This is a genomic window from Geodermatophilus sp. SYSU D00684, from assembly GCF_054050455.1.
Genome location: NZ_JBJGZI010000002.1, coordinates 168,419 through 188,199 on the forward strand (window position 1 = coordinate 168,419; position 19,781 = coordinate 188,199).

A 19,781-nucleotide genomic window follows, 5' to 3' on the forward strand; every position below is an offset into this window, starting at 1 on the left:
TTCTCCTCGGGAGGGTGGGGACGTGCGGGAGCGCTCGACGCGAGCGCGTGTCGGTGCGGGCAACGCCCGCTCGCCGCGGGGCATTCCGCGGCCGGCCCCGTCCAGGGCACCGCCCCGAGCTCGCGAGGGGTGGGAGGACGGGGTCCTTCCTCAGTCGTAGACGACGGTGGTCGGCGAGTGGCCGAACAGGTAGGACTCGACGACCTCGACGTCCTCCTCGCTCACCTCGCCGTCGACGATCCGGAAGCTGCGGAACTCGACGTCGTCCCCGGCCAGGCCGGTCTCCCGGCCGTGGTGGCGGGTCGAGACGAGCACGTAGTGGGCGTTCGGCTCGGACGCGTACGCGATGTCCGTCCGCGAGGGGTGTGCCTCGGTGGCGGTGTGCGAGTGGTAGATCACCACCGGCTCCTCGTCCCGGTCGTCCATCTCCCGGTACAGGCGCAGCAGGTCGGCCGAGTCGAACTCGTAGAACGTCGGCGAGCGGGCGGCGTTGAGCATCGGGATGAACCGCTCGGGACGGTCGCTGCCCTCGGGCCCGGCGACGACGCCACAGGCCTCGTCCGGGTGGTCCTCCCGGGCGTGGGCCACGATGGCGTCGTAGGTCGCGCGGTCGATGCGCAGCACGCCCCCAGTCTAGGCGGCGCCCGGGAGCGGCACCGCGGGCACCGGGAGGCCCCTCGCCCGACCGGGGCAGGACACCAGGTCGTCACCGACCGGATACGGTGCGGACCCGTGGTGCTCGAGCTGATCATGGCGGCCGGCGTGGTCGCCGTCGCGCTCCCGGCGCTGTGGCTCGGGCTCCGGGGACTGACCCTGCGCAGCGGGCACTACAGCAGCGACGCCGCCGCCGACCGCCTGTCGCTGGTCGTGCTCGTCGCGGTGCGGGTGCTGGTGCTCCTGCTGGTGCTCGCCCTGTCGGCGGTCACGCTCGTCTCCACCGTCGGGGCGGTCGTCCGCGAGCTGGAGCTGCCCAGCCTGGTGCTGGTCTTCTTCGTGCTGGACCTGCTCCTGGCGGCGCTGGTGCTGCTCACCTTCGGGCGTCGCGCCCGGCGGCGACCGCGTCGACGAGCGACCCCTGCAGCCCGGTGAGCCAGTAGTAGACGGCCAACTGCTGGCCCTCCTCGCCGGCCGGGTCCTCGGGCGGCTCGGTCTCCTCGGTGATCCCGATCCGCTCGCCCAGCGCCAGCCGCAGGTCGTTGGTGGTGCGCAGCCACGCGCCGGCCTGGTCCCGGTCCAGCCGCACCTCGCCGCCGTCGGCGGGGAGGGTGGCCCGGACGGCGGCCAGGTCGTCGGTCTTGCCCGCGCGCAGCGCCGACTCGGTGAGCTCGCGGTAGTCGGCGGCGATCTCCGGGTCGGTGCGGTGCCCGGCCGGCAGCAGCCGGGCGACCACCGGGTCGCCGTCGACGTCCTCGGGGTCGGCGCCGAGCAGCTGCTCGAGCTGGTCGAGCAGCAGCCCGAGGACGCCGGCCTCGGGCGGCTCGAGCCGCGCGACGACGTCGGCCCCCTTGCGGCGGAACGGTCTCATGCGTCCTGCTGGTAGGTGGCCCACAGGCCGTAGGCGTGCAGCCGGCTGGTGTCGTGCTCCATCCGCTCGCGCGGGCCGGAGCTGACCACCGCCTTGCCGTCGTTGTGCACCTGCAGCATGAGCGTGGTCGCCGTCGGCTCGTCGTAGCCGAACAGCTCCCGCAGCACGTGGGTCACGTAGGTCATGAGGTTCACCGGGTCGTTCCAGACGATGGTGACCCAGGGCCGGTCGAGGTCGGCGGTCTCCTCGACCGTGGATTCGGGCGTCCGTGTCGGCGCGAGTGGTCCGGCCACCCGACCACTCTAGGACGGTCGCTCCCCCGCTCCCCCGGGTGCGGTCGCGGCCGTCGACCTAGGGTTCGGATCATGCCGACGGGTACCGCCCTGCTCACCGACCGGTACGAGCTGACCATGGTCGCCGCCGCCCTGGCCGACGGCACCGCCGACCGGGACTGCGTCTTCGAGGTCTTCGCCCGGCGCCTCCCGCACGGCCGCCGCTACGGCGTGGTCGCCGGCACCGGCCGGCTGCTGGAGCTGCTGCCCTCCTTCCGCTTCGGCGACGAGGAGCTGGCCACCCTCCGCGAGCAGGGCCTGACCGACGCGCGGCTGCTGGACTGGCTGGCGGACTTCCGCTTCTCCGGTGACGTCGACGGCTACGCCGAGGGCGAGCTGTTCTTCCCCGGCTCCCCGGTGCTCACCGTGCGCGCGCCCTTCGCCGAGGGCGTGCTGCTGGAGACCCTGGTCCTCTCCGTGCTCAACCACGACAGCGCGATCGCCTCGGCCGCGGCCCGCATGGTGGGGGCGGCCTGCGAGCGGCCGTGCATCGAGATGGGCTCGCGGCGCACCCACGAGCAGGCCGCGGTCGCCGCGGCGCGGGCGGCGTACGTGGTCGGCTTCACCGCCAGCTCCAACCTGGAGGCCGGCCGCCGGTACGGGGTGCCGACGACGGGCACCAGCGCGCACGCCTTCACCCTCCTGCACGACGACGAGGCCGCCGCCTTCCGCGCGCAGGTGGACGCCCTGGGCGTCGGCACCACGCTGCTGGTGGACACCTACGACGTCGCCCAGGGCATCCGGACGGCGGTCGAGGTGGCCGGGCCGGAGCTCGGCGCCATCCGGCTGGACTCCGGCGACCTGCCGACGCTGGCCACCGCCGCCCGCCGCCAGCTCGACGACCTCGGCGCCACGAAGACGCGGATCATCGTCACCAGCGACCTCGACGAGTACGCGATCGCCGGGCTCATGGCCGCGCCGGTCGACGGCTACGGCGTCGGCACCTCGCTGGTCACCGGATCGGGTGCGCCGACCGCCGGGATGGTCTACAAGCTGGTCCAGCGCGACGGCGTGCCGGTGGCCAAGCGCTCGGAGGGCAAGAACTCCACCGGCGGCCGCAAGACCGCCGTCCGCCGGCACGACCCCGACGGGACGGCGACCGCCGAGGTGGTCAGCAGCCGGCCGGTCGAGCCGCGCGACGGCGACCGGCGGCTGGTGGTGGAGCTGGTCCGCGGCGGGGAGCCGGTGGCGCCGTCGTCGCCGGCCGACGCGCTCGAGGCGGCGGCCGCGCACCACCGCCGGGCGCGCGAGGCCCTGCCGCAGGAGGCATGGGCGCTCTCCCGTGGGGAACCCGCACTGGAGACGGTGACGGCGTGAACGGAGGTCCCACGGTGACGCGCGCACTGCTGGTGGTGGACGTACAGAACGACTTCTGCGAGGGCGGCAGCCTGGCGGTGGCCGGGGGTGCGGCGGTGGCGGCGGCGATCACCGAGCACATGAGGTCCGCCGACTACGCGCACGTGGTCGCCACCCGCGACCACCACGTCGACCCGGGCGACCACTTCCACGAGCAGCCCGACTACCTGGAGACCTGGCCGGCGCACTGCGTCGCCGGCACGAGCGGGCTGGAGCTGCACCCGTCGCTGGACCGCGGCCCGCTCGACGCCGTCTTCGACAAGGGCCACTACGCGGCGGCCTACTCCGGCTTCGAGGGGCGGGCCGACGGCGTGCCGCTCGCGGACTGGCTGCGCGAGCGGGGCGTGGACGCCGTCGACGTCGTCGGGATCGCCACCGACCACTGCGTGCGGGCCACCGCGCTGGACGCCGTCGCGGCGGGCTTCGCGACCCGCGTGCTGCTCGACCTCACCGCGGGGGTGTCCGAGGCCTCGACCGAGGCCGCGCTGGACCAGCTGCGCACCGCCGGCGTCGAACTCGAGGGCGCGGTCACCCACCCCTGAGGTGAGCCGCCCTGCGCAGGACGGCGGACCGACCGCGGGGCCGGAGGCTCCCGGTCGGGACGCCGTGGGAGGGCTCCACGGAGCAGGGGGACAGCACCTGGCCGCGGTGTCGGCCGGAGGCCGACGGTGTCAGAGCGCGTCCATCACCTCGTCGCGGGTGAAGCCGAGGACCTGCAGGACGGCGTCGAGGTAGGGCTGGTTGAGCGCGGTGTGCGCCTGCTCGCGCACCACCGGCTTGGCGTTGAACGCGATGCCGAGCCCGGCGGCGTTGAGCATGTCGAGGTCGTTGGCGCCGTCGCCGACCGCGACCGTCTGCTCCAGCGGGATGCCGTGCTCGGCGGCGAAGCGGGCCAGCGCGCGGGCCTTGCCCGCACGGTCGACGATCTCGCCCACCAGCCCGCCGGTGAGCCTCCCGTCGGCGACCTCGAGGGTGTTGGCCGCGGCGAAGTCGAGGCCGAGCGCGGCGGCCAGCGGGTCGGTGATCTGGCTGAACCCGCCGCTGACGATGCCGCAGCGGAACCCGAGCCGCTGCAGCGTGCGGATGAGCGTGCGGGCGCCGGGAGTCAGCTCGAGGTGCTCGCGCACCTCGTCGAGCACCTCGACCGGCAGGCCCGCCAGCGTGGCCACCCGGGCCCGCAGCGACTCGGCGAAGTCCAGCTCCCCGTTCATGGCCGCCGCGGTGATCCGGGCGACCTCGGCGGCGCGCCCCGCGCGGGCGGCCAGCTCGTCGATGACCTCGCCCCGCACCAGCGTGGAGTCGACGTCGAGGACGATCAGCCGCTTGCTGCGCCGGGCGAGCCCGGCCTGCTCGACGGCGATGTCGGCGCCGGTGGCGGCGGCGACGGCGGCCAGCGCGGTGCGCAGCTCGGTGGCCCCGGCGCCGGAGACGGTGAGCTCGAGGGACGTGACCGGGTGGTCCGACAGCCGCCGGATCGCGTCGATGTTGCCGCCGACGCCCGCGATGGCGGTGGCCGCGCCGGCGACCGCGGAGGGCGGCACGGGCCGGCCGAGCAGGATCACGTGGTGCGGCCGCCCGGTGGGCGTGCTGCCGGCGCCGCGGCCGGACGCGGTCTCCACCGCGACCCGGAGCCCGGTGGCGCGGGCGACCTCGGTGGCCAGCCGGCCCAGGCAGGCGAGGAAACCCGCCTCGTCCACCGCGCCGTCGGCCGGCCGGGCGCCGATGACCACCCCGAGGACGAGCTGGCCGTGCACGACGACCTGCTCGACGTCGACGACCTCGACCGGCGGCAGCCCCTGGTCGCCGGAGGCGAGGGCCCCGAAGAGCTCGGCGGTCACGCCCGGCCGGTCGGCGCCGGTGACCGTGAGGACCGCGCGGGGCCCGTCGGGGGCGGCCTGCGGACGCGTGCGGGGTGCGGGGTCGAGCGGCACGGCGGCCATCGTGCCGCACTCCCCCGGCGGCGCCGGGCGGTGGCCCCGGAGACGAGGCGACGCCCCGCCGGCCGGAGCCGACGGGGCGTCGTCGTGACGTGCGATCGCGCGGGGGCGGGCCCCCGGGGGATCAGAAGGGGTCGGGGTCGTTGGGACCCTGACGGGGGCCGGTGCCCTCGGCGAGCTCGCTGACCCCGGCGTAGGGCTGGTGCCGCTTGCCGACGTGCGCCTCGGCGTGCAGCCGCTCCACCAGGTGCGGGTAGTGCGCCTCGAACGCCGGGCGCTCCGACCGGATCCGCGGGATCTCGGTGAAGTTGTGCCGCGGCGGCGGCGAGGACGTCGCCCACTCCAGGGAGTTGCCGTGGCCCCAGGGGTCGTCGCGCAGGGCGAGCCGGCCGTACTTCCACGACTTCACCACGTTGTACAGCCACGGGATGGTCGAGGCGCCCAGGACGAACGACCCGATCGTGGAGATCACGTGGAGGGTGGTGAACCCGTCGGTGGGCAGGTAGTCGACGTACCGGCGCGGCATGCCCTCGGTGCCCAGCCAGTGCTGGACGAGGAACGTCGCGTGGAAGCCGATGAACACCAGCCAGAAGTGCAGCTTGCCCAGCCGCTCGTCCATCATCCGGCCCGACATCTTCGGGAACCAGAAGTAGATGCCGGCGTAGGCGGCGAACACCACGGTGCCGAAGACGACGTAGTGGAAGTGCGCGACGACGAAGTAGCTGTCGTTGACGTGCCAGTCCAGCGGCGGGCTGGCCAGCAGCACGCCGGTCAGGCCGCCCAGGAGGAAGGTCACCAGGAAGCCGATGGAGAACAGCATCGGCGTCTCGAACGTCAGCTGGCCGCGCCACATGGTGCCGATCCAGTTGAAGAACTTGATGCCGGTCGGCACGGCGATGAGGTAGGTCAGGAACGCGAAGAACGGCAGCAGGACCGCGCCGGTCGCGTACATGTGGTGCGCCCACACGGTGAGCGAGAGGCCGCCGATGAGCAGCGTGGCCCCGACCATGCCCTTGTAGCCGAACAGCGGCTTGCGGGAGAACACCGGGATGATCTCGGTGATGATGCCGAAGAACGGCAGCGCGATGATGTAGACCTCGGGGTGGCCGAAGAACCAGAAGAGGTGCTGCCACAGCATCGGGCCGCCGTTCTCGTCCGAGTAGACGAGGGCGCCGAGGTTGCGGTCGGCCAGCATGCCGAAGATCGCCGCGGTGAGGATCGGGAAGGCCAGCAGCACCAGCAGGCTGGTGACCAGCGTGTTCCAGGTGAAGATCGGCATCCGGAACATGGTCATGCCCGGGGCCCGGAGGCAGGCGATCGTGGCGGTGAAGTTGACCGCGCCGAGGATCGTGCCGAGGCCGCTGACCGCCAGGCCGGAGAACCACAGGTTCGCGCCGGGGCCCGGGGAGTGGACGGCGTCGGACAGCGGGGCGTAGGCGTACCAGCCGAAGTCGGCCGCGCCGCTGGGGGTGAAGAAGCCCGAGACCGCGATGAGGCTGCCGAAGAAGAACAGCCAGAAGGAGAAGGCGTTCAGCCGCGGGAAGGCGACGTCCGGCGAGCCGATCTGCAGCGGCATGATGAGGTTCGAGAACGCGAAGAACAGCGGCGTCGCGAACATCAGCAGCATGATCGTGCCGTGCATCGTGACGAGCTGGTTGTACTGCTCGGGCGACAGGAACTGCAGCCCGGGCTGGCCCAGCTCACCGCGGATCAGCATGGCCATGAAGCCACCCACGATGAACCAGGCGAACGAGGTGGCCATGTACATCAGGCCGATGGTCTTGTGGTCCGTGGTCCGCAGCAGGTTCGAGAGCCGCGCACCCCGCTGGACCTCGCGAGCCGGGCTGGGCCGGCTCACGATCGGTGCAGGCGCGATCGTCACGAGCGCAGCTTAGACCGAGGCCGTCGGGCCCGTCGGGCCCGACCGGGGAGGCGCGCCGGTGCTCACGGCGCCGTCGGGGACGGCGTCCAGGTCACGTCATGATCAAGACGGGTTTCCGCGCTGCTCACCAGGGGAACAGGACCGTCCGAGCCTGGAGATCCCAGAGCCTCGGCCACTCCGGCCATCCCCTCAGGAGGTCCCCACCGTGGAGCTTCTCTGGAACATCATCGTGCTGATCGTGGTCGGCGCCATCGCCGGCTTCATCGCGCGCGCCGTCGTCCCGGGCAAGCAGTCGATGAGCGTCGGGATGACGATCGTCCTCGGCATCATCGGTTCCTTCGTCGGGAACCTGCTCGGCAGCCTGATCAGCGGCAACGGCTTCGAGCTCGGCACCGCCGGCATCATCGGGTCGATCATCGGCGCCATCGTGGTGCTGCTGGTCTACGTGTTCGCCACCCGCGGACGCACCCGCACGCGCGTCTGACCCCGCGGGACTCCCGGCGCCCCGGGGGACCTCGGGAGCCCTGCGCTCAGTCGCCCAGGAGGGGCCCGGCCGTCACGGCCGGGCCCCTCCTGTGTGTGCGGGCGGCGTCCAGGTGGTGACGTCGACGGCGAGGGTGACCCGCAGGCGCTCCGGCAGCGCGGCGACCGCGGCGGCCAGCCGCTCCGGCGCCAGGTGCCGGGCGTGCGGCCCCATCCCCACGACGGTGGTCACGGTGCGGCGGTCGAGCTCCAGCTCCTCCCGGTGCCGCACCCGCCCGGCCGGCACGAGGTGCGGCTCCAGGGCCGCGGACAGCCGGGCCTCCTTCTCCGGGTCCACCTTCAGCAGCCCCAGCGGGCCGACCAGCTCGGCGAGGTGCTCGGGCGCCGGGGTGGCGACCACCAGCCGGCCGCCGGGGCGCAGCACCCGCGCGGTCTCCGGGCCGTTGCGCGGGGCGAACACCACCATCGCCCGGTCGACGGCGGCGTCGCGGACCGGCAGCCGGGCCCAGGTGTCGGCGACGACGGCGAGCGCCCGCGGGGAGGCACCGGCCGCGCGCCGGGCGGCGTACCGCGAGGAATCGAGCACCACGCCGACGGCGCCGGGCAGCGCGTCCAGCACGCCCGCCAGGTGGTGCCCGGTCCCCCCGCCGAGGTCGAGGACGGCGTCCACCGGCCCCTCCCCCGCGGCGACGGCGTCGGCCAGGACCCGGGTGAGCCCGGCGTAGGTGCCGGCGGAGAGCACCTCCGCGCGGTCGGCGACCATGGCCGCGGTGTCCCCGGTCGGCGGCGTGTGGCCCGGCGGCAGCAGCGTCACGTGGCCCTGCCGGGCGCGGTCGAAGGAGTGGCCGGCCGGGCAGCGCAGGCCGGCGTCGCCGGGGAGCGCGGCCAGTTCCGCGCCGCAGACGGGACAGGCCAGCACCGCCACCGCCCGCGGCGGCCAGGGCCGCCACCGGCTCACGGCGCGCCTGCCGGGACCGGCGGCGGCGCCGGCTCGGCCGTCCGGGCGGGCACGACGGCGACGGCGGCCGCGGCGGCGGCCGCACCGAGCGCGAACGCCGCCGGGTAGCCGGGTCCGCCGTCGGCGAGCAGCGCCGCGAGCGGGACGGTCAGCGCGGCGGCCAGGTTCTGCGCGGTGTTGTGCGCGCCCAGCGCGCGCCCGGCCCAGGCGCTCCCGGCCTGCTCGGCCACCGAGGTGAACGCCACCCCGTTCGGGCTCACCGTGGCGACCGCGGCCAGCGCCACCGCCGCCGCGGCGGCCCCCGGGCCGAGGAGGTCCGGTGTCAGGGCCGCGACGACGGCGAGCAGCCCGACGACGACGGCCACCGCCCCCGCGACCTGCCGCAGCGGCCCGAGCCGGCTGCCCACCCGGTCCGACCAGGTGCCCGCGCCGAGCCGCGCGGCGACCCCGCCGGCCTGCGTGACCGCCAGCAGCGTCCCGGCGCCGGCCGCGCTCCAGCCGGCGCCGCGCACCAGCCAGTCGAAGGCCAGCCCGGCGACGGCGAACTGCGGCACGACGAGCAGGGTGCTGGCCGCGTGCACCCGCCACAGCACCGGGCTGCGGTAGGGCGAGGCCGGCCGCGGGGCGCCGTCGGTGCGCGGCGGCCGGGCCGGGTCGCGGAGGAGCAGGCCGACGAGGACGGCGGTGACCGCGCAGCCGGCGGCGAGGAACGCGAAGGCGCCGCCGGGGCCGTCGGCGGCCAGCCGCGGCAGCGTCAGCGCGGCGAGGCCCACGCCCAGCGGCTGTCCGGCCTGCCGGACGCCCATCGCCAGCCCGCGCTGCTCCGGCGGGAACCAGCCGAGCACCAGCCGGCCGCTGGCCGCGTGCACCGACGCGCTGCCGGCCCCGGCCAGCAGCAGCCACAGGCCGGTGGGCACGGCGGCGTCGGCCAGCGCGGCGCCGGTGAGCGCTCCGGCGGCGACCGCGAGCCCGGCGGAGAGCACCAGCCGCTCGCCGTACCGGTCGGCCAGCACGCCCCACAGCAGCAGCGCGCACACCAGGCCGGCGGTGGGCGCGGCGACCAGCAGGCCGGCCTGCGGCAGCGTCAGCCCCTCCTCCCGCAGCGCGAGGGTGAGGAACGGCATCCCGTTCTGCGCCGCGCAGGCGGCGACCAGCCCGGTCAGGCCGACGGCCAGGTGGCGCCAGCGGGCGGCGGGAGGGGACGCCGGCGGGAGGGCCGTCACCGGGCGACCGGGTGGAGGACCACCTCGGTGAGCGCCCCGCCGTCGGCGACCGCGGTGAGGAAGGTGCCGTACGGCTGCCGGCGCCGGTCGGTGGGCGAGCCGGGGTTGAGCAGCCGCAGGCCCGTGTCGGTGGTGGTGTCCCACGGGATGTGGCTGTGGCCGAAGAACAGGACGTCGGTGTCCGGGAAGCGCGCGGCGCAGCGGCGCTCGCGGCCCTTGGCGTCACCGGTCTCGTGGACGACGGCGACCCGCAGCCCGCCCACCTCGGCGCGCGCCACCTCCGGCAGCCGCTCGCGCAGGGGCCCGTGGTCGTTGTTGCCGTACACCGCGAGGAGGGCCCGGGCGCGGGACTCGAGGGCGTCGAGCAGGGCGACGTCGACCCAGTCGCCGGCGTGCACGACGAGATCGGCGGCCTCGATGGCCGCCCACAGGGAATGAGGCAGGTCACGGGCCCGCTTCGGGAGGTGCGTGTCGGCGGTCACCACCAGCGAGACGGACACGACCCCATGGTCGCAGGGGGCTAGGTTGCTCCCTCGGCCGACGACCTCGGCCCCCTCTCACGACTCCCTGAGGACCCCATGACCCACCCGTCGTCCACCCCTGCCGCCGGGCCGGACACCCCGGCCGCGGCGCCCTACGAGAAGCGCTGGCTCGCCCTCGGCGTCATCGCGATGACCGTCCTGCTGGTCATCCTCGACGCCACGATCGTCAACATCGCGCTGCCGGCGGTGTCGGCCGACCTCGGCATCTCGGCCGCGAGCCAGCAGTGGATCGTCACCGCCTACACCCTCACCTTCGGCGGCTTCCTCCTGCTCGGCGGCCGCATCGCCGACTTCTGGGGCCGCAAGCGCACCTACCTGGTCGGCGCGGCCGGCTTCGCCATCGCCTCGGCGCTCGGCGGCATCGCGCAGAACGAGGCGATGCTCTTCGGCGCCCGCGCGCTGCAGGGCGTCTTCGGCGCGCTGCTCGCGCCGGCCTCGCTCGCGCTGCTGACCGTGCTGTTCACCGACCCGAAGGAGCGCGCCAAGGCGTTCGGCGTCTACGGCGCGATCGCCGGCGGCGGGTCGGCGGTCGGCCTGCTGCTGGGCGGCGTCCTGACCGAGTACGCCGACTGGCGCTGGTGCTTCTGGGTGAACCTGCCGGTCGCGCTGCTCGCCGTCGTCCTGGCGATCCCGATCGTCCCGGAGAGCCGGGCGCCCGGGGACACGAAGTACGACATCCCCGGCGCCGTGCTGGTCACCCTCGGCCTGGCCTCGATCGTCTACGGCTTCACCCGGGTGGCCGAGGCGTCGCAGACCAACGCCGCCGAGGCCGCGGCCGCCAACGCCCGGGCCGCCGCGCAGGGCAGCACCACGCTGGTGTCGCCCGAGTCCGGGTGGGCCGACGGGCTGGCGTGGGTGTTCATCGTCGCGGGCCTCGTGCTGGTGGCGCTGTTCGTGCTGCTGGAGCTGCGCACCCGCAACCCGCTGCTGCCGATGCGCATCGTGCTCGACCGCAACCGCGGCGGCGCCTACCTCACCTCGACGCTGGTCGGTGCCGGGCTCATCGGGGCGTTCTTCTTCCTGAGCCTGTACTTCCAGCAGGTGCTCGGCTACGAGCCGGTCGTCGCGGGCGTCGCCTCGCTGCCGACGACGCTGGGCGTGTTCGTCTCGGCCGGCGCGGCCAGCGCGCTGGTGCCGCGGGTCGGCCCGAAGCCGCTCATGGTGCTCGGCGGCCTGCTCGCCGCGGGCGGGCTGTTCACGCTGTCGTTCGTCGGCCTGGACACGGGCTTCTGGGAGCTGCCCTTCCCCGGCCAGCTGCTGCTCGGCCTGGGCCTGGGCTTCACCTTCGTGCCGCTGTCCAACCTGGCGCTGGTCGGCGCCGGCGAGCACGACGCGGGAGCGGCGAGCGCGATGCTCAACGCCACGCAGCAGGTCGGCGCCTCGATCGGCACCGCCGTCCTGGCCTCGCTGTCGGTGGGCGCGATCAGCGCCTACACCGCGGACGCGCTGACCTCGGGCGCCGACCCGCAGGACCCGGCGGTCGGCCTGCAGGGCCAGGTGGAGGGCTACACCACCGCCTTCACCTGGGCGGCCGCGCTGCTCGTCGTCGGCGCGCTGGTGGCCGCGGTGCTCATCAAGGCCACCAAGGAGGACCTGCCGGCCGCCGACGTCGCCGTCCACGTCGGCTGACCCTCCCCCTGCGCAGCGCACCGCCCGCGTCCCCGCCCGGGGGCGCGGGCGGTGCCGCGTTCAGGAGCCGGGGCGGGAGGCGAGCTGCCGGAGGCGGGCGTTGTAGGCCTCGAGCTCGGCGTCGTCGGTGCGCTGGGCGACGCGGTCGATCCGGCGGCCGCGGCGCTCCTCGGAGCCCATCCAGCTGAACAGGACGACGACGAGGACGAGCACCGTCGGCAGCTCGCCGAAGGACCACGCGATGCTGCCGGCGGCGTTCTGGTCGGCGAGCGGGTCGACGCCCCAGCCGGCGGGCGGGTCGGCGAAGGTCCGCACCACCAGCGACGTCGACATCATGATCGCGACGCCGAAGAAGGCGTGCAGCGGCATGGGGATCAGCAGCTCGAGCATGCGGCCGGCGTGCCCCACCTGCCGGGGCCACGGGTCCTGGGCGAGGATCGGGCCGAAGAACAGCAGCCCGGTCACGGTGAAGTGGGCGAGCATGAACTGGTGGCCGACCGGGTCGCCCATCAGCGCGTCGAAGACGGGCGTGAAGTAGACGCCGTAGAGGCTGACCAGGAACAGCGGCAGCGTGAACAGCGGGTGCGAGAGGAAGCGCGCGACCCGGCTGTGCAGGGCGTCGAGCAGCAGCGCCCGCGGGACGCCGGCCACTCCCCTGCCCCGCGGCAGGGACCGCAGCGCCAGCGTCACCGGCCGGCCGAGCAGCAGGAGCAGCGGCGCGACCATGGACAGCACCATGTGCTGCGCCATGTGCACGCTGAACAGCACCATGCTGTAGCCGTTCAGCCAGGTCCCGGTGACGGCGAACAGCGACAGGCAGCCGGCCACCCACGACGCCGTGCGCCACCACGGCCAGGCCACGCCCGAGCGGCGCAGCCGGACGAGGCCGACCAGGTAGGCCAGCACGCCGAGCAGGGCGAGGACCGGCAGCACCGACCACGCGTCCAGGTGGGGCAGGAAGACCCGTCCCCACGTGGGTGGCTCGTCGGGCACCCACATGCCCGAGTGGTGCCCGTGCTCCACCTGTACCTCCGGTCCGGTCGGTCGTGCGCTCCCCAACTGTCCCACCCGGTCGGACAGCGGGCGGCGGTTAATCGTGGACGGGGGCCTCGTGGCCCGCGTGCGCCTCGGCCTCGATCTGGAAGGTGCAGTGCGGGACGTCGAAGTGGTCGCCGAGGCAGGCGCACAGCGCGTCGAGGACCCGGCCGCCGTGCCCGGCGGCCAGCGCCTCGTCGGTGACGACGACGTGCGCGGACAGCACCGGCAGACCGGAGGTGATGGTCCAGGCGTGCAGGTCGTGGACGCCGATGACGCCGGGCACCCCGAGGACGTGCGCGCGCACCCGGTCGAGGTCGACGTCGCGGGGCGCGGCCTCCAGCAGGACGTCGAGGGACTCGCGCAGCAGCGCCCACGCCCGCGGCAGCACCAGGCAGCCGATGAGCAGCGCGGCGATCGTGTCGGCCGGCGTCCACCCGGTGAGCGCGACGACGCCGGCCGCGACGAGGACGGCCACCGAGCCCAGCGCGTCGCCGAGCACCTCCAGGTGCGCGCCGCGGACGGCGAGCGACCCCCGCCGGCCGCGGTGCAGCAGCGCCAGCCCGGCGAGGTTGGCGGCCAGGCCCCCGGCGGCGACGGCGAGGACGACGCCGGAGGTGATCTCGGGCGGGTCGCCGATCCGCCGCACCGCCTCGACGAGGACGAACACCGCGACGCCGGCCAGCAGCAGCCCGTTGGCCACCGCGGCGAGGATCTCCACCCGCTGCCAGCCGAAGGTGCGCCGACCACGGGCGGGGCGCTGCGCCAGCGTCACCGCCCCGAGGGCGAGGCCCACGCCGAGCGCGTCGGTGGCCATGTGGCCGGCGTCGGCGAGCAGGGCCAGCGAGCCGGAGACCAGTGACCCGACGACCTCGGCGACGAGGACGGCGAGGGTGAACCCGAGGACGACGGCCAGCCGCCCGCGCGAGGCCGCCGCGGCGGTGGCGTGCCCGTGCGCGTGCCCGTGTGCACGGCCGTGTGCGTGCCCGGCTCCCATCGGCCCACCTCCCCCTCCAGTGTCCTCCGACGGCACGCGCCCCCTGCCCGGACCTGCCGGGATGGGGGCGCGTGTCTGGTGACGTGCTGGAACGGCCACCCTTCAGGGGCCCGCGCCGAGCCTGCGAGGCGCGGGGGGAAGGGTGGTCCTCCCTCAGATCGCGACGCCGCGGTCCCGCAGCCACGGGACCGGGTCGATCCGCTCGCCGTCGATGCCGCCGACGTGCACCTCGAAGTGCAGGTGCGGGCCGGTCGACTGCCCGCGGTTGCCCAGCAGCGCGATGGTGTCGCCGGCGCGGACCACCTGGCCGGGCTGCACGAGGATCTCCTCCATGTGCCCGTAGACGGTGACGTCGCCGTTCTCGTGCTGGATGTACACCGCCAGGCCGAAGCCGCTGGCGGGACCCGCCTCAAGGACGACGCCGTCGGCGGCCGCGTACTCCGGCGTGCCGATGGGCGCGGCGAGGTCGATGCCGGCGTGCAGCGTGCCCCAGCGCGCGCCGAAGCCGCTGGTGAGCCGCGCCCCGCTGACCGGCAGCACGGTCCTGGGGCGGGCGGCCTCGGCGGCCGCGGCCGCGGCGGCCTCCTGGGCGGCGCGGTCGGCGTCGGCCTGGACCTGCGCCGCGGCGGCCTCCTCGGCCTCGCGGGCGTTGCGACTGGCGGTGACCGCGCCGAGCAGGGTGGCCTCCGAGCGCAGGGTGGCGACCTCGGCGGCCGCGGGGAGGTCCTGGTCGGCGATGCCGAGCTCCTCGGCCACGCTCACCGAGTGGCTGACCGCCTCCGGGCCGTCGGCCTGGGCGACGCGGTCGCCCACGGAGAACGAGCCGATCCCGACGGCGCCGACCAGCGCGGCGGCCAGGTAGAAGGCGGGCCGGCGGCGCGGCAGCTGCCGCAGCCGGGCCAGCGCCCGGTGCCGGCCGTGGCCGGCGACGACGGTGACCGGGACCCGCTCCTCGGGGGCGTCGGTCCCTTGGGCCTCCTCGGCGGCCGTGTCGTCGGCGCCCGCGGCCGCGACGGCGGCCAGCGCCTGCGCGTCGGCGGCCACGACCAGCTCGGTGGCGTCGGCGACGGCGAGGACCTCGGCGGGCTCGGCGGCCGCGGCGGGCTCGGTCCCGGTGACGACGGTGCGGACCTCGAGGCCGGCGACCGGGGTCGCGGGAGCGGGCGTCTCGGCGGCGGTCGCCTCGGGCGAGGTCCGCGGCGACGGCGTGGGCCGCGGCCGGGGGCTCGGACGGCGGGCGGGGCGGGATGCGGATCGGGACTCGGTGCGGTCCCCGCTCGGCGACGTCTCCCCCTGACGTCGGTACGGGGTGGGCCGCGGGGCCGTCGTCGCGGCGTCGGCGGGTCGCCGGTCGGGCGACGCTGCCGCTGCCTTCCGGAGGGGGGTGCCGGCCGCGGGCTGCGCGGCCGTCCCTCCGTCGAGGAGGCGGTCCGGGTGGAGCTCGGTCATGCACCTGACTTCCGTCGGGGACAGGGACGTCGTGCTGTGCCCGGGGGAGCGGGCGGGGCCCATGTAAACACGCCGTGACCGTTACGTGATCTGCGGACCTGGGTATGGAGGTCCGGATGTGTGCCCCGGGTCACTGAGCTGCACGGTTGTCATTCGACATTGCGTCGAACCGATGTGACTCTCGGTGATCAACACGCCGGTTGAGCGCTGAACGAGGGGCGAGGAGGCCCACACCGGGCACGAGGCCCCTGGACAGCCCGAATCGACGGCGCTTCCGGCCGACGACCCGAGGAGAGGATCTCGTGCGCGCAGTGACCTGGCACGGACGTGCCGACGTACAGGTGGACACCGTCCCCGACCCCACGCTGCAGGAGGACACCGACGTCGTCGTCGAGATCACCTCGAGCGGCATCTGCGGGTCGGACCTGCACCTGATCGAGGTGATGGCGCCGTTCATGAGCAAGGGCGACGTCATGGGCCACGAGCCGATGGGGATCGTCCGCGAGGTCGGCTCCGCGGTGACGGCGGTGAAGCCCGGCGACCGCGTCGTCGTCCCGTTCAACATCTCCTGCGGGACCTGCTGGATGTGCTCGCAGGGCCTGCAGTCGCAGTGCGAGACCACCCAGAACCGCGACCAGGGCTTCGGCGCCTCGCTGTTCGGCTACACCAAGCTCTACGGGCAGGTGCCCGGCGGCCAGGCCGAGTACCTGCGGGTGCCCTTCGGCAACACGCTGCCGATCAAGGTCCCGGACGGCCCGCCGGACGACCGCTTCGTCTACCTGTCCGACGTCCTGCCCACCGCCTGGCAGGCGGTGCAGTACGCCGCGACGCCGCCCGGCGGCACGCTGCTCGTGCTGGGCCTGGGGCCGATCGGCGACATGTGCACCCGGATCGCCCACCACCTGGGCATCGAGAACGTGTACGCCTCCGACGTCGTGCCGGAGCGGCTCGAGCGGGCCACCGCCCGCGGCACGAACGTCATCCGCTCCACGAAGAAGGACGACGTCGTCCGGCAGATCCAGGACGCGACCGCCGGCCGCGGCGCCGACGCGGTGATCGACGCCGTGGGCATGGAGGCGCACGGCTCGCCGCTGGCGCAGATCGCGCAGAAGGCGACCGCGGTCGTCCCGGACGCGATCATGGAGAAGGTCATGCAGGTCGCCGGCATCGACCGACTGGCCGCGCTGAACACCGCCATCGACGCGGTCCGCCGCGGCGGCACCATCTCGCTGTCCGGCGTCTACGGCGGCGCCACCGACCCGCTGCCGCTGATGCGGATGTTCGACAAGCAGATCCAGCTGCGGATGGGCCAGGCCAACGTGTGGCGCTGGGTGCCCGACATCCTGCCGCTGCTGGTCGACGGCGACCCGCTGGGCGTCGACGACTTCGCCACCCACCGGGTGCCGCTGGAGCAGGCACCGCAGGCCTACGCCGACTTCCGCGAGAAGAGGGACGGCGCGGTCAAGGTGCTGCTGCAGCCCTGACCCGGGTGTGAGCACACCCACCGGCCGCGCGGGGCATGTCCCGCGCGGCCGGTGCCTTGCCCCTCCGTAGGAAGTCCCACCCCGCAGGACCCAGCACGGACGACGACGTCCGCACGCTCTCCGTCCGCCGTCGTCCCTCCTGGAGTCCCTCGTGCCCCGCGGTCTGCTCGCGCTCGCCATCGGCGCCTTCGGCATCGGCACCACCGAGTTCGTCGTCATGGGCATGCTGCCCGAGATCGCCGGCGGCCTCGGGGTCTCGGTGTCCGCCGTCGGCCTGCTCATCTCCGCCTACGCCGCCGGCGTCGTCCTCGGCGCGCCGACGCTCACCGCGCTCGGCGTGCGGTTCTCCCCGCGCCAGACGCTGGTCGCGCTGATGGTCGTGTTCGTCGTCGGCAACGCGCTGTCGGCGGTGGCGCCCACCTACGAGACCCTGGCCGCGGCGCGGGTGCTGACCGCCCTGGCGCACGGGTCGTTCTTCGGCGTGGGCGCGGTGGCCGCGCGGCGGCTGGTCCCGCCGGAGCGGGCCACCCAGGCGATCTCGCTGATGATGGTCGGGCTGACGCTGGCCAACGTGGTCGGCGTCCCGCTCGGCACGTTCGTCGCCCAGCAGCTGAGCTGGCGGCTGGTGCTCGGCGCGATCGCCGGCATCGGGCTGGTCACCATCGCCGGGCTGCTGGCCTGGCTGCCCGCCGGCACCGGGGAGCGCGGCGATCTGCGCGCCGAGCTGGCCGCCTTCCGCCGCCCCCAGGTGTGGCTGGTGCTCGGCCTGACCATGGTCGGCTTCGCCGCGCTGTTCGCCGTCTACAGCTACGTCAGCCCGATCCTCACCGACCTGGCCGGCCTGCCCGAGGGCTGGGTGACGCCGGTGCTGGCGCTGTTCGGCGTCGGCACCACCGTCGGCACGCTGGCCGGCGGCCGCCTCGGCGACCGGTTCGGCTGGACGTTCGTCGTCGTCGGGCTGCTCGCCACCGCGGTGCTGCTGGCTGCCTTCGCCTTCCTCGCCCGCACCCCCGCGGCCGCCGTCGTCCTGCTGGTCCTGTTCGGCACGGTCGCCTTCGCGATGGGCCCGGTCGTCCAGAACGGCGTGATCGTGGCCGCGCGGGTCTCCGGCGGCAGCCTGGTGTCGGCGGCCAACCAGGCGGCGTTCAACGTGGCCAACGCGGTGGGCGCGGCGCTGGGCGCGCTGGTCATCTCCCTCGGCCTGGGCTACACCGCGCCGATGTGGGTGGGCGCGGGCCTCGCCCTCCTGGGCAGCGGCCTCGCGCTGGTCGCCCGGCGGGCCGACCGGCGCGAGACCGCCCGGGTGACCGCCGACGTCGGCCGGTGGGACGCGGAGGTCGGCAGCCGGCTGGCCGCCTGAGGGTTCCCCCTGGCTCCCCGGGTAGGAGGCGGGCATGACGACTCCGACGGCCGAGAGGTCGGGACAGTTCGCGCTCGGGGACCGCACGGTCAACCGCATCGGCTACGGCGCGATGCAGCTGGCCGGCCCGCACGTCATGGGCCCGCCGGCCGACCGGGAGGCCGCCGTCGCCGTCCTGCGCCGGGCCGTGGAGCTGGGCGTGGACCACGTCGACACCAGTGACTACTACGGCCCGCACGTGACCAACGAGGTCATCCGCGAGGCGCTGCACCCCTATCCCGAGCAGCTGACCATCGTCACCAAGGTCGGCGCCCGCCGGACGCCGGACGGCGCGTGGCCCGAGGCGCTGTCCCCCGACGAGCTCAAGCAGGCCGTGCACGACAACCTCGACCACCTCGGCGTCGACGTCCTCGACGTGGTCAACCTGCGCATGCCCGGCTTCGCCGCACCGGTGGAGCGCTCGCTGGCCGAGCCGTTCGAGGCGCTGGCCGACCTGCAGCAGCAGGGGCTGATCCGGCACCTGGGCGTGTCCAACGTGACGACGCAGCAGTACGCCGAGGCGCGGTCGATCGCGCCGGTGGTGTGCGTGCAGAACCACTACAACCTCGTGCACCGCGCCGACGACCCGATGCTCGACGCGCTGGCCCGCGAGGGCGTCGCCTACGTGCCCTTCTTCCCGCTCGGCGGGTTCACGCCCCTGCAGTCCGCGGCGCTGGAGACGGTCGCGCGGCGGCTGGAGACCACGCCGATGCAGGTGGCGCTGGCCTGGCTGCTGGCCCGCTCCCCCAACGTCCTCCTGATCCCGGGGACGTCGTCGGTGGCGCACCTGGAGGAGAACCTGCAGGCCGGCGCGCGGGTCCTGGGGCCGCTGGAGATGGCGGAGCTCGACCGCATCGGCGGCACCGGCGAGCCCGACGTCGACCTCTGACCCGGCCCTAGGCGGCAGAAATGGCCATTTCTGCCGCCGGGGAGGGGCCCTCCTGCGTCGTGCGGTCAGCCCATCGCGGGGCCGCCCTGCTCGGTGCCCGACAGGGTCTTCAGGAACTCGTGGCAGCGCTTGGCGCGCGCCGAGTCCTGCTCCATCACCTCGCGGAAGAAGCCGGCGATGTCGTCCAGGCCCGCGTTCTCCGCGTCCCGGACGTACTGGCCGTAGTCGTGCCCGGCCTTCAGCGAGTGGTACTGCACCGAGATCAGGTCGTAGGCGACGTCCTCGAATCCGGTCTCACCCGTGGCCATGTCGGACCTCCTCGTCGTCGGAGAGGGACGTCGGCACGGGTTCCCCGCAGGCCAGCAGCGGAAACGGACCGGCCCGTCACGACGCGCCGGAGACCGCGCCTCCCGTGACGTCCCCGCCGCCGGCGTCGTCGGCGAGCGTCCGCCCGGCCGTCGTCCCCGCGTCGTCGGCCGCGAGCCCCTCCTCGCCGGTGGACGCCGGGTCGTCGTCGGTCGAGGCCAGGTCCGCGCCCTCGGCGTAGGCGCCCGGGTCGGCCTGCGTGGTCCGGGGGTCGTTGAGGGGGTCCGGGACGTCGGGGTCGGTGACGGTCATGGCCGGTCCCTGCCCGGGGCGGCGGGCTGGCAACCCCGCGCGG

The 19,781-nt window shown here is 75.0% G+C and carries 21 protein-coding genes; 8 read left to right on the forward strand and 13 right to left on the reverse strand.

Annotated elements, in window-relative coordinates; all coding sequences use genetic code 11:
* Positions 1-150 precede the first annotated feature (150 nt).
* Complete coding sequence (locus ACI79L_RS02255) at positions 151-624, reverse strand: Mov34/MPN/PAD-1 family protein (RefSeq protein ID WP_456926020.1); 474 nt, start codon at positions 622-624, stop codon at positions 151-153.
* Between the two features lie 108 nt (positions 625-732).
* Between ACI79L_RS02255 and ACI79L_RS02260 the strand changes: the two genes are divergently transcribed.
* A complete protein-coding gene (locus tag ACI79L_RS02260; protein WP_456935202.1) occupies positions 733-1,089 on the forward strand; it encodes a hypothetical protein in 357 nt (118 codons plus the stop codon).
* On the opposite strand, the gene ACI79L_RS02265 is transcribed toward ACI79L_RS02260, so the two are convergent.
* Both ACI79L_RS02265 and clpS read right to left on the reverse strand, forming a co-directional pair.
* A complete protein-coding gene (locus ACI79L_RS02265) occupies positions 1,028-1,525 on the reverse strand; it encodes a DUF2017 family protein (protein ID WP_456935203.1) in 498 nt (165 codons plus the stop codon). The two genes, ACI79L_RS02260 and ACI79L_RS02265, sit on opposite strands and share 62 nt — an antisense overlap.
* The gene (clpS, locus tag ACI79L_RS02270; RefSeq protein WP_456926023.1) at positions 1,522-1,818 is read right to left on the reverse strand and encodes an ATP-dependent Clp protease adapter ClpS; all 297 of its coding nucleotides are present in this window, start codon (positions 1,816-1,818) and stop codon (positions 1,522-1,524) included. The genes ACI79L_RS02265 and clpS overlap by 4 nt, the downstream gene beginning before the upstream one ends.
* Before the next feature lie 72 nt (positions 1,819-1,890).
* Here clpS and ACI79L_RS02275 point away from each other — a divergent pair, with 72 nt between their 5' ends.
* The gene (locus ACI79L_RS02275) at positions 1,891-3,174 is read left to right on the forward strand and encodes a nicotinate phosphoribosyltransferase (RefSeq protein WP_456935204.1); all 1,284 of its coding nucleotides are present in this window, start codon (positions 1,891-1,893) and stop codon (positions 3,172-3,174) included.
* A 14-nt stretch (positions 3,175-3,188) separates the two neighbouring features.
* Entirely contained in the window at positions 3,189-3,755 is a 567-nt protein-coding gene (locus tag ACI79L_RS02280; protein WP_456935205.1) for an isochorismatase family protein, read from the forward strand.
* 129 nt (positions 3,756-3,884) lie between these two features.
* On the opposite strand, the gene serB is transcribed toward ACI79L_RS02280, so the two are convergent.
* Positions 3,885-5,153, reverse strand: a complete 1,269-nt coding sequence (gene serB / locus ACI79L_RS02285; protein ID WP_456935206.1) for a phosphoserine phosphatase SerB — start codon at positions 5,151-5,153, stop codon at positions 3,885-3,887.
* Positions 5,154-5,274: 121 nt separating this feature from the next.
* Positions 5,275-7,032: an aa3-type cytochrome oxidase subunit I gene (gene ctaD, locus ACI79L_RS02290; protein WP_456926027.1), complete on the reverse strand. Its 1,758-nt coding sequence runs from the start codon at positions 7,030-7,032 to the stop codon at positions 5,275-5,277.
* 205 nt (positions 7,033-7,237) lie between these two features.
* On the opposite strand from ctaD, the gene ACI79L_RS02295 reads away from it, so the two are divergent.
* The gene (locus tag ACI79L_RS02295) at positions 7,238-7,516 is read left to right on the forward strand and encodes a GlsB/YeaQ/YmgE family stress response membrane protein (protein ID WP_456935207.1); all 279 of its coding nucleotides are present in this window, start codon (positions 7,238-7,240) and stop codon (positions 7,514-7,516) included.
* Positions 7,517-7,588: 72 nt separating this feature from the next.
* On the opposite strand, the gene ACI79L_RS02300 is transcribed toward ACI79L_RS02295, so the two are convergent.
* Genes ACI79L_RS02300 through ACI79L_RS02310 form a run of 3 tightly spaced genes read right to left on the reverse strand, consistent with a single transcriptional unit; the run spans position 7,589 to position 10,196 of the window.
* Positions 7,589-8,440: a putative RNA methyltransferase gene (locus ACI79L_RS02300; protein ID WP_456935256.1), complete on the reverse strand. Its 852-nt coding sequence runs from the start codon at positions 8,438-8,440 to the stop codon at positions 7,589-7,591.
* Positions 8,441-8,469: 29 nt separating this feature from the next.
* Positions 8,470-9,696, reverse strand: a complete 1,227-nt coding sequence (locus ACI79L_RS02305) for an MFS transporter (protein WP_456935208.1) — start codon at positions 9,694-9,696, stop codon at positions 8,470-8,472.
* Positions 9,693-10,196 carry a metallophosphoesterase family protein gene (locus ACI79L_RS02310; RefSeq protein WP_456935209.1) on the reverse strand — a complete coding sequence of 168 codons (504 nt, stop codon included), beginning with the start codon at positions 10,194-10,196 and terminating at the stop codon, positions 9,693-9,695. Before ACI79L_RS02310 ends, ACI79L_RS02305 begins: the two co-directional genes overlap by 4 nt.
* Before the next feature lie 78 nt (positions 10,197-10,274).
* Here ACI79L_RS02310 and ACI79L_RS02315 point away from each other — a divergent pair, with 78 nt between their 5' ends.
* The gene (locus tag ACI79L_RS02315; protein ID WP_456935210.1) at positions 10,275-11,867 is read left to right on the forward strand and encodes an MFS transporter; all 1,593 of its coding nucleotides are present in this window, start codon (positions 10,275-10,277) and stop codon (positions 11,865-11,867) included.
* A 60-nt stretch (positions 11,868-11,927) separates the two neighbouring features.
* Here the strand turns inward: ACI79L_RS02315 and ACI79L_RS02320 are convergent, their stop codons facing one another.
* The 3 genes from ACI79L_RS02320 to ACI79L_RS02330 form a co-directional block, all read right to left on the reverse strand.
* Positions 11,928-12,890 carry a cytochrome c oxidase assembly protein gene (locus ACI79L_RS02320; RefSeq protein ID WP_456935211.1) on the reverse strand — a complete coding sequence of 321 codons (963 nt, stop codon included), beginning with the start codon at positions 12,888-12,890 and terminating at the stop codon, positions 11,928-11,930.
* A gap of 67 nt (positions 12,891-12,957) precedes the next feature.
* Entirely contained in the window at positions 12,958-13,899 is a 942-nt protein-coding gene (locus tag ACI79L_RS02325; RefSeq protein WP_456935212.1) for a cation diffusion facilitator family transporter, read from the reverse strand.
* A gap of 153 nt (positions 13,900-14,052) precedes the next feature.
* On the reverse strand, positions 14,053-15,348 hold the full coding sequence (locus ACI79L_RS02330; protein ID WP_456935213.1) for a M23 family metallopeptidase: 1,296 nt from the start codon (positions 15,346-15,348) through the stop codon (positions 14,053-14,055).
* A 302-nt stretch (positions 15,349-15,650) separates the two neighbouring features.
* Between ACI79L_RS02330 and ACI79L_RS02335 the strand changes: the two genes are divergently transcribed.
* From ACI79L_RS02335 to ACI79L_RS02345, 3 genes are all read left to right on the forward strand, one after another.
* Entirely contained in the window at positions 15,651-16,832 is a 1,182-nt protein-coding gene (locus ACI79L_RS02335; protein WP_456935214.1) for an alcohol dehydrogenase catalytic domain-containing protein, read from the forward strand.
* A 151-nt stretch (positions 16,833-16,983) separates the two neighbouring features.
* Positions 16,984-18,192 (forward strand): MFS transporter, encoded by a 1,209-nt coding sequence (locus ACI79L_RS02340; protein WP_456935215.1) that lies wholly within the window; start codon positions 16,984-16,986, stop codon positions 18,190-18,192.
* Between the two features lie 34 nt (positions 18,193-18,226).
* Positions 18,227-19,120, forward strand: coding sequence for an aldo/keto reductase family oxidoreductase (locus tag ACI79L_RS02345; protein ID WP_456935216.1), 894 nt, complete (start codon positions 18,227-18,229; stop codon positions 19,118-19,120).
* A gap of 65 nt (positions 19,121-19,185) precedes the next feature.
* Here the strand turns inward: ACI79L_RS02345 and ACI79L_RS02350 are convergent, their stop codons facing one another.
* Positions 19,186-19,428: an acyl carrier protein gene (locus tag ACI79L_RS02350; protein ID WP_456935217.1), complete on the reverse strand. Its 243-nt coding sequence runs from the start codon at positions 19,426-19,428 to the stop codon at positions 19,186-19,188.
* A 76-nt stretch (positions 19,429-19,504) separates the two neighbouring features.
* A complete protein-coding gene (locus tag ACI79L_RS02355) occupies positions 19,505-19,738 on the reverse strand; it encodes a hypothetical protein (protein WP_456935218.1) in 234 nt (77 codons plus the stop codon).
* Positions 19,739-19,781: the final 43 nt, after the last annotated feature.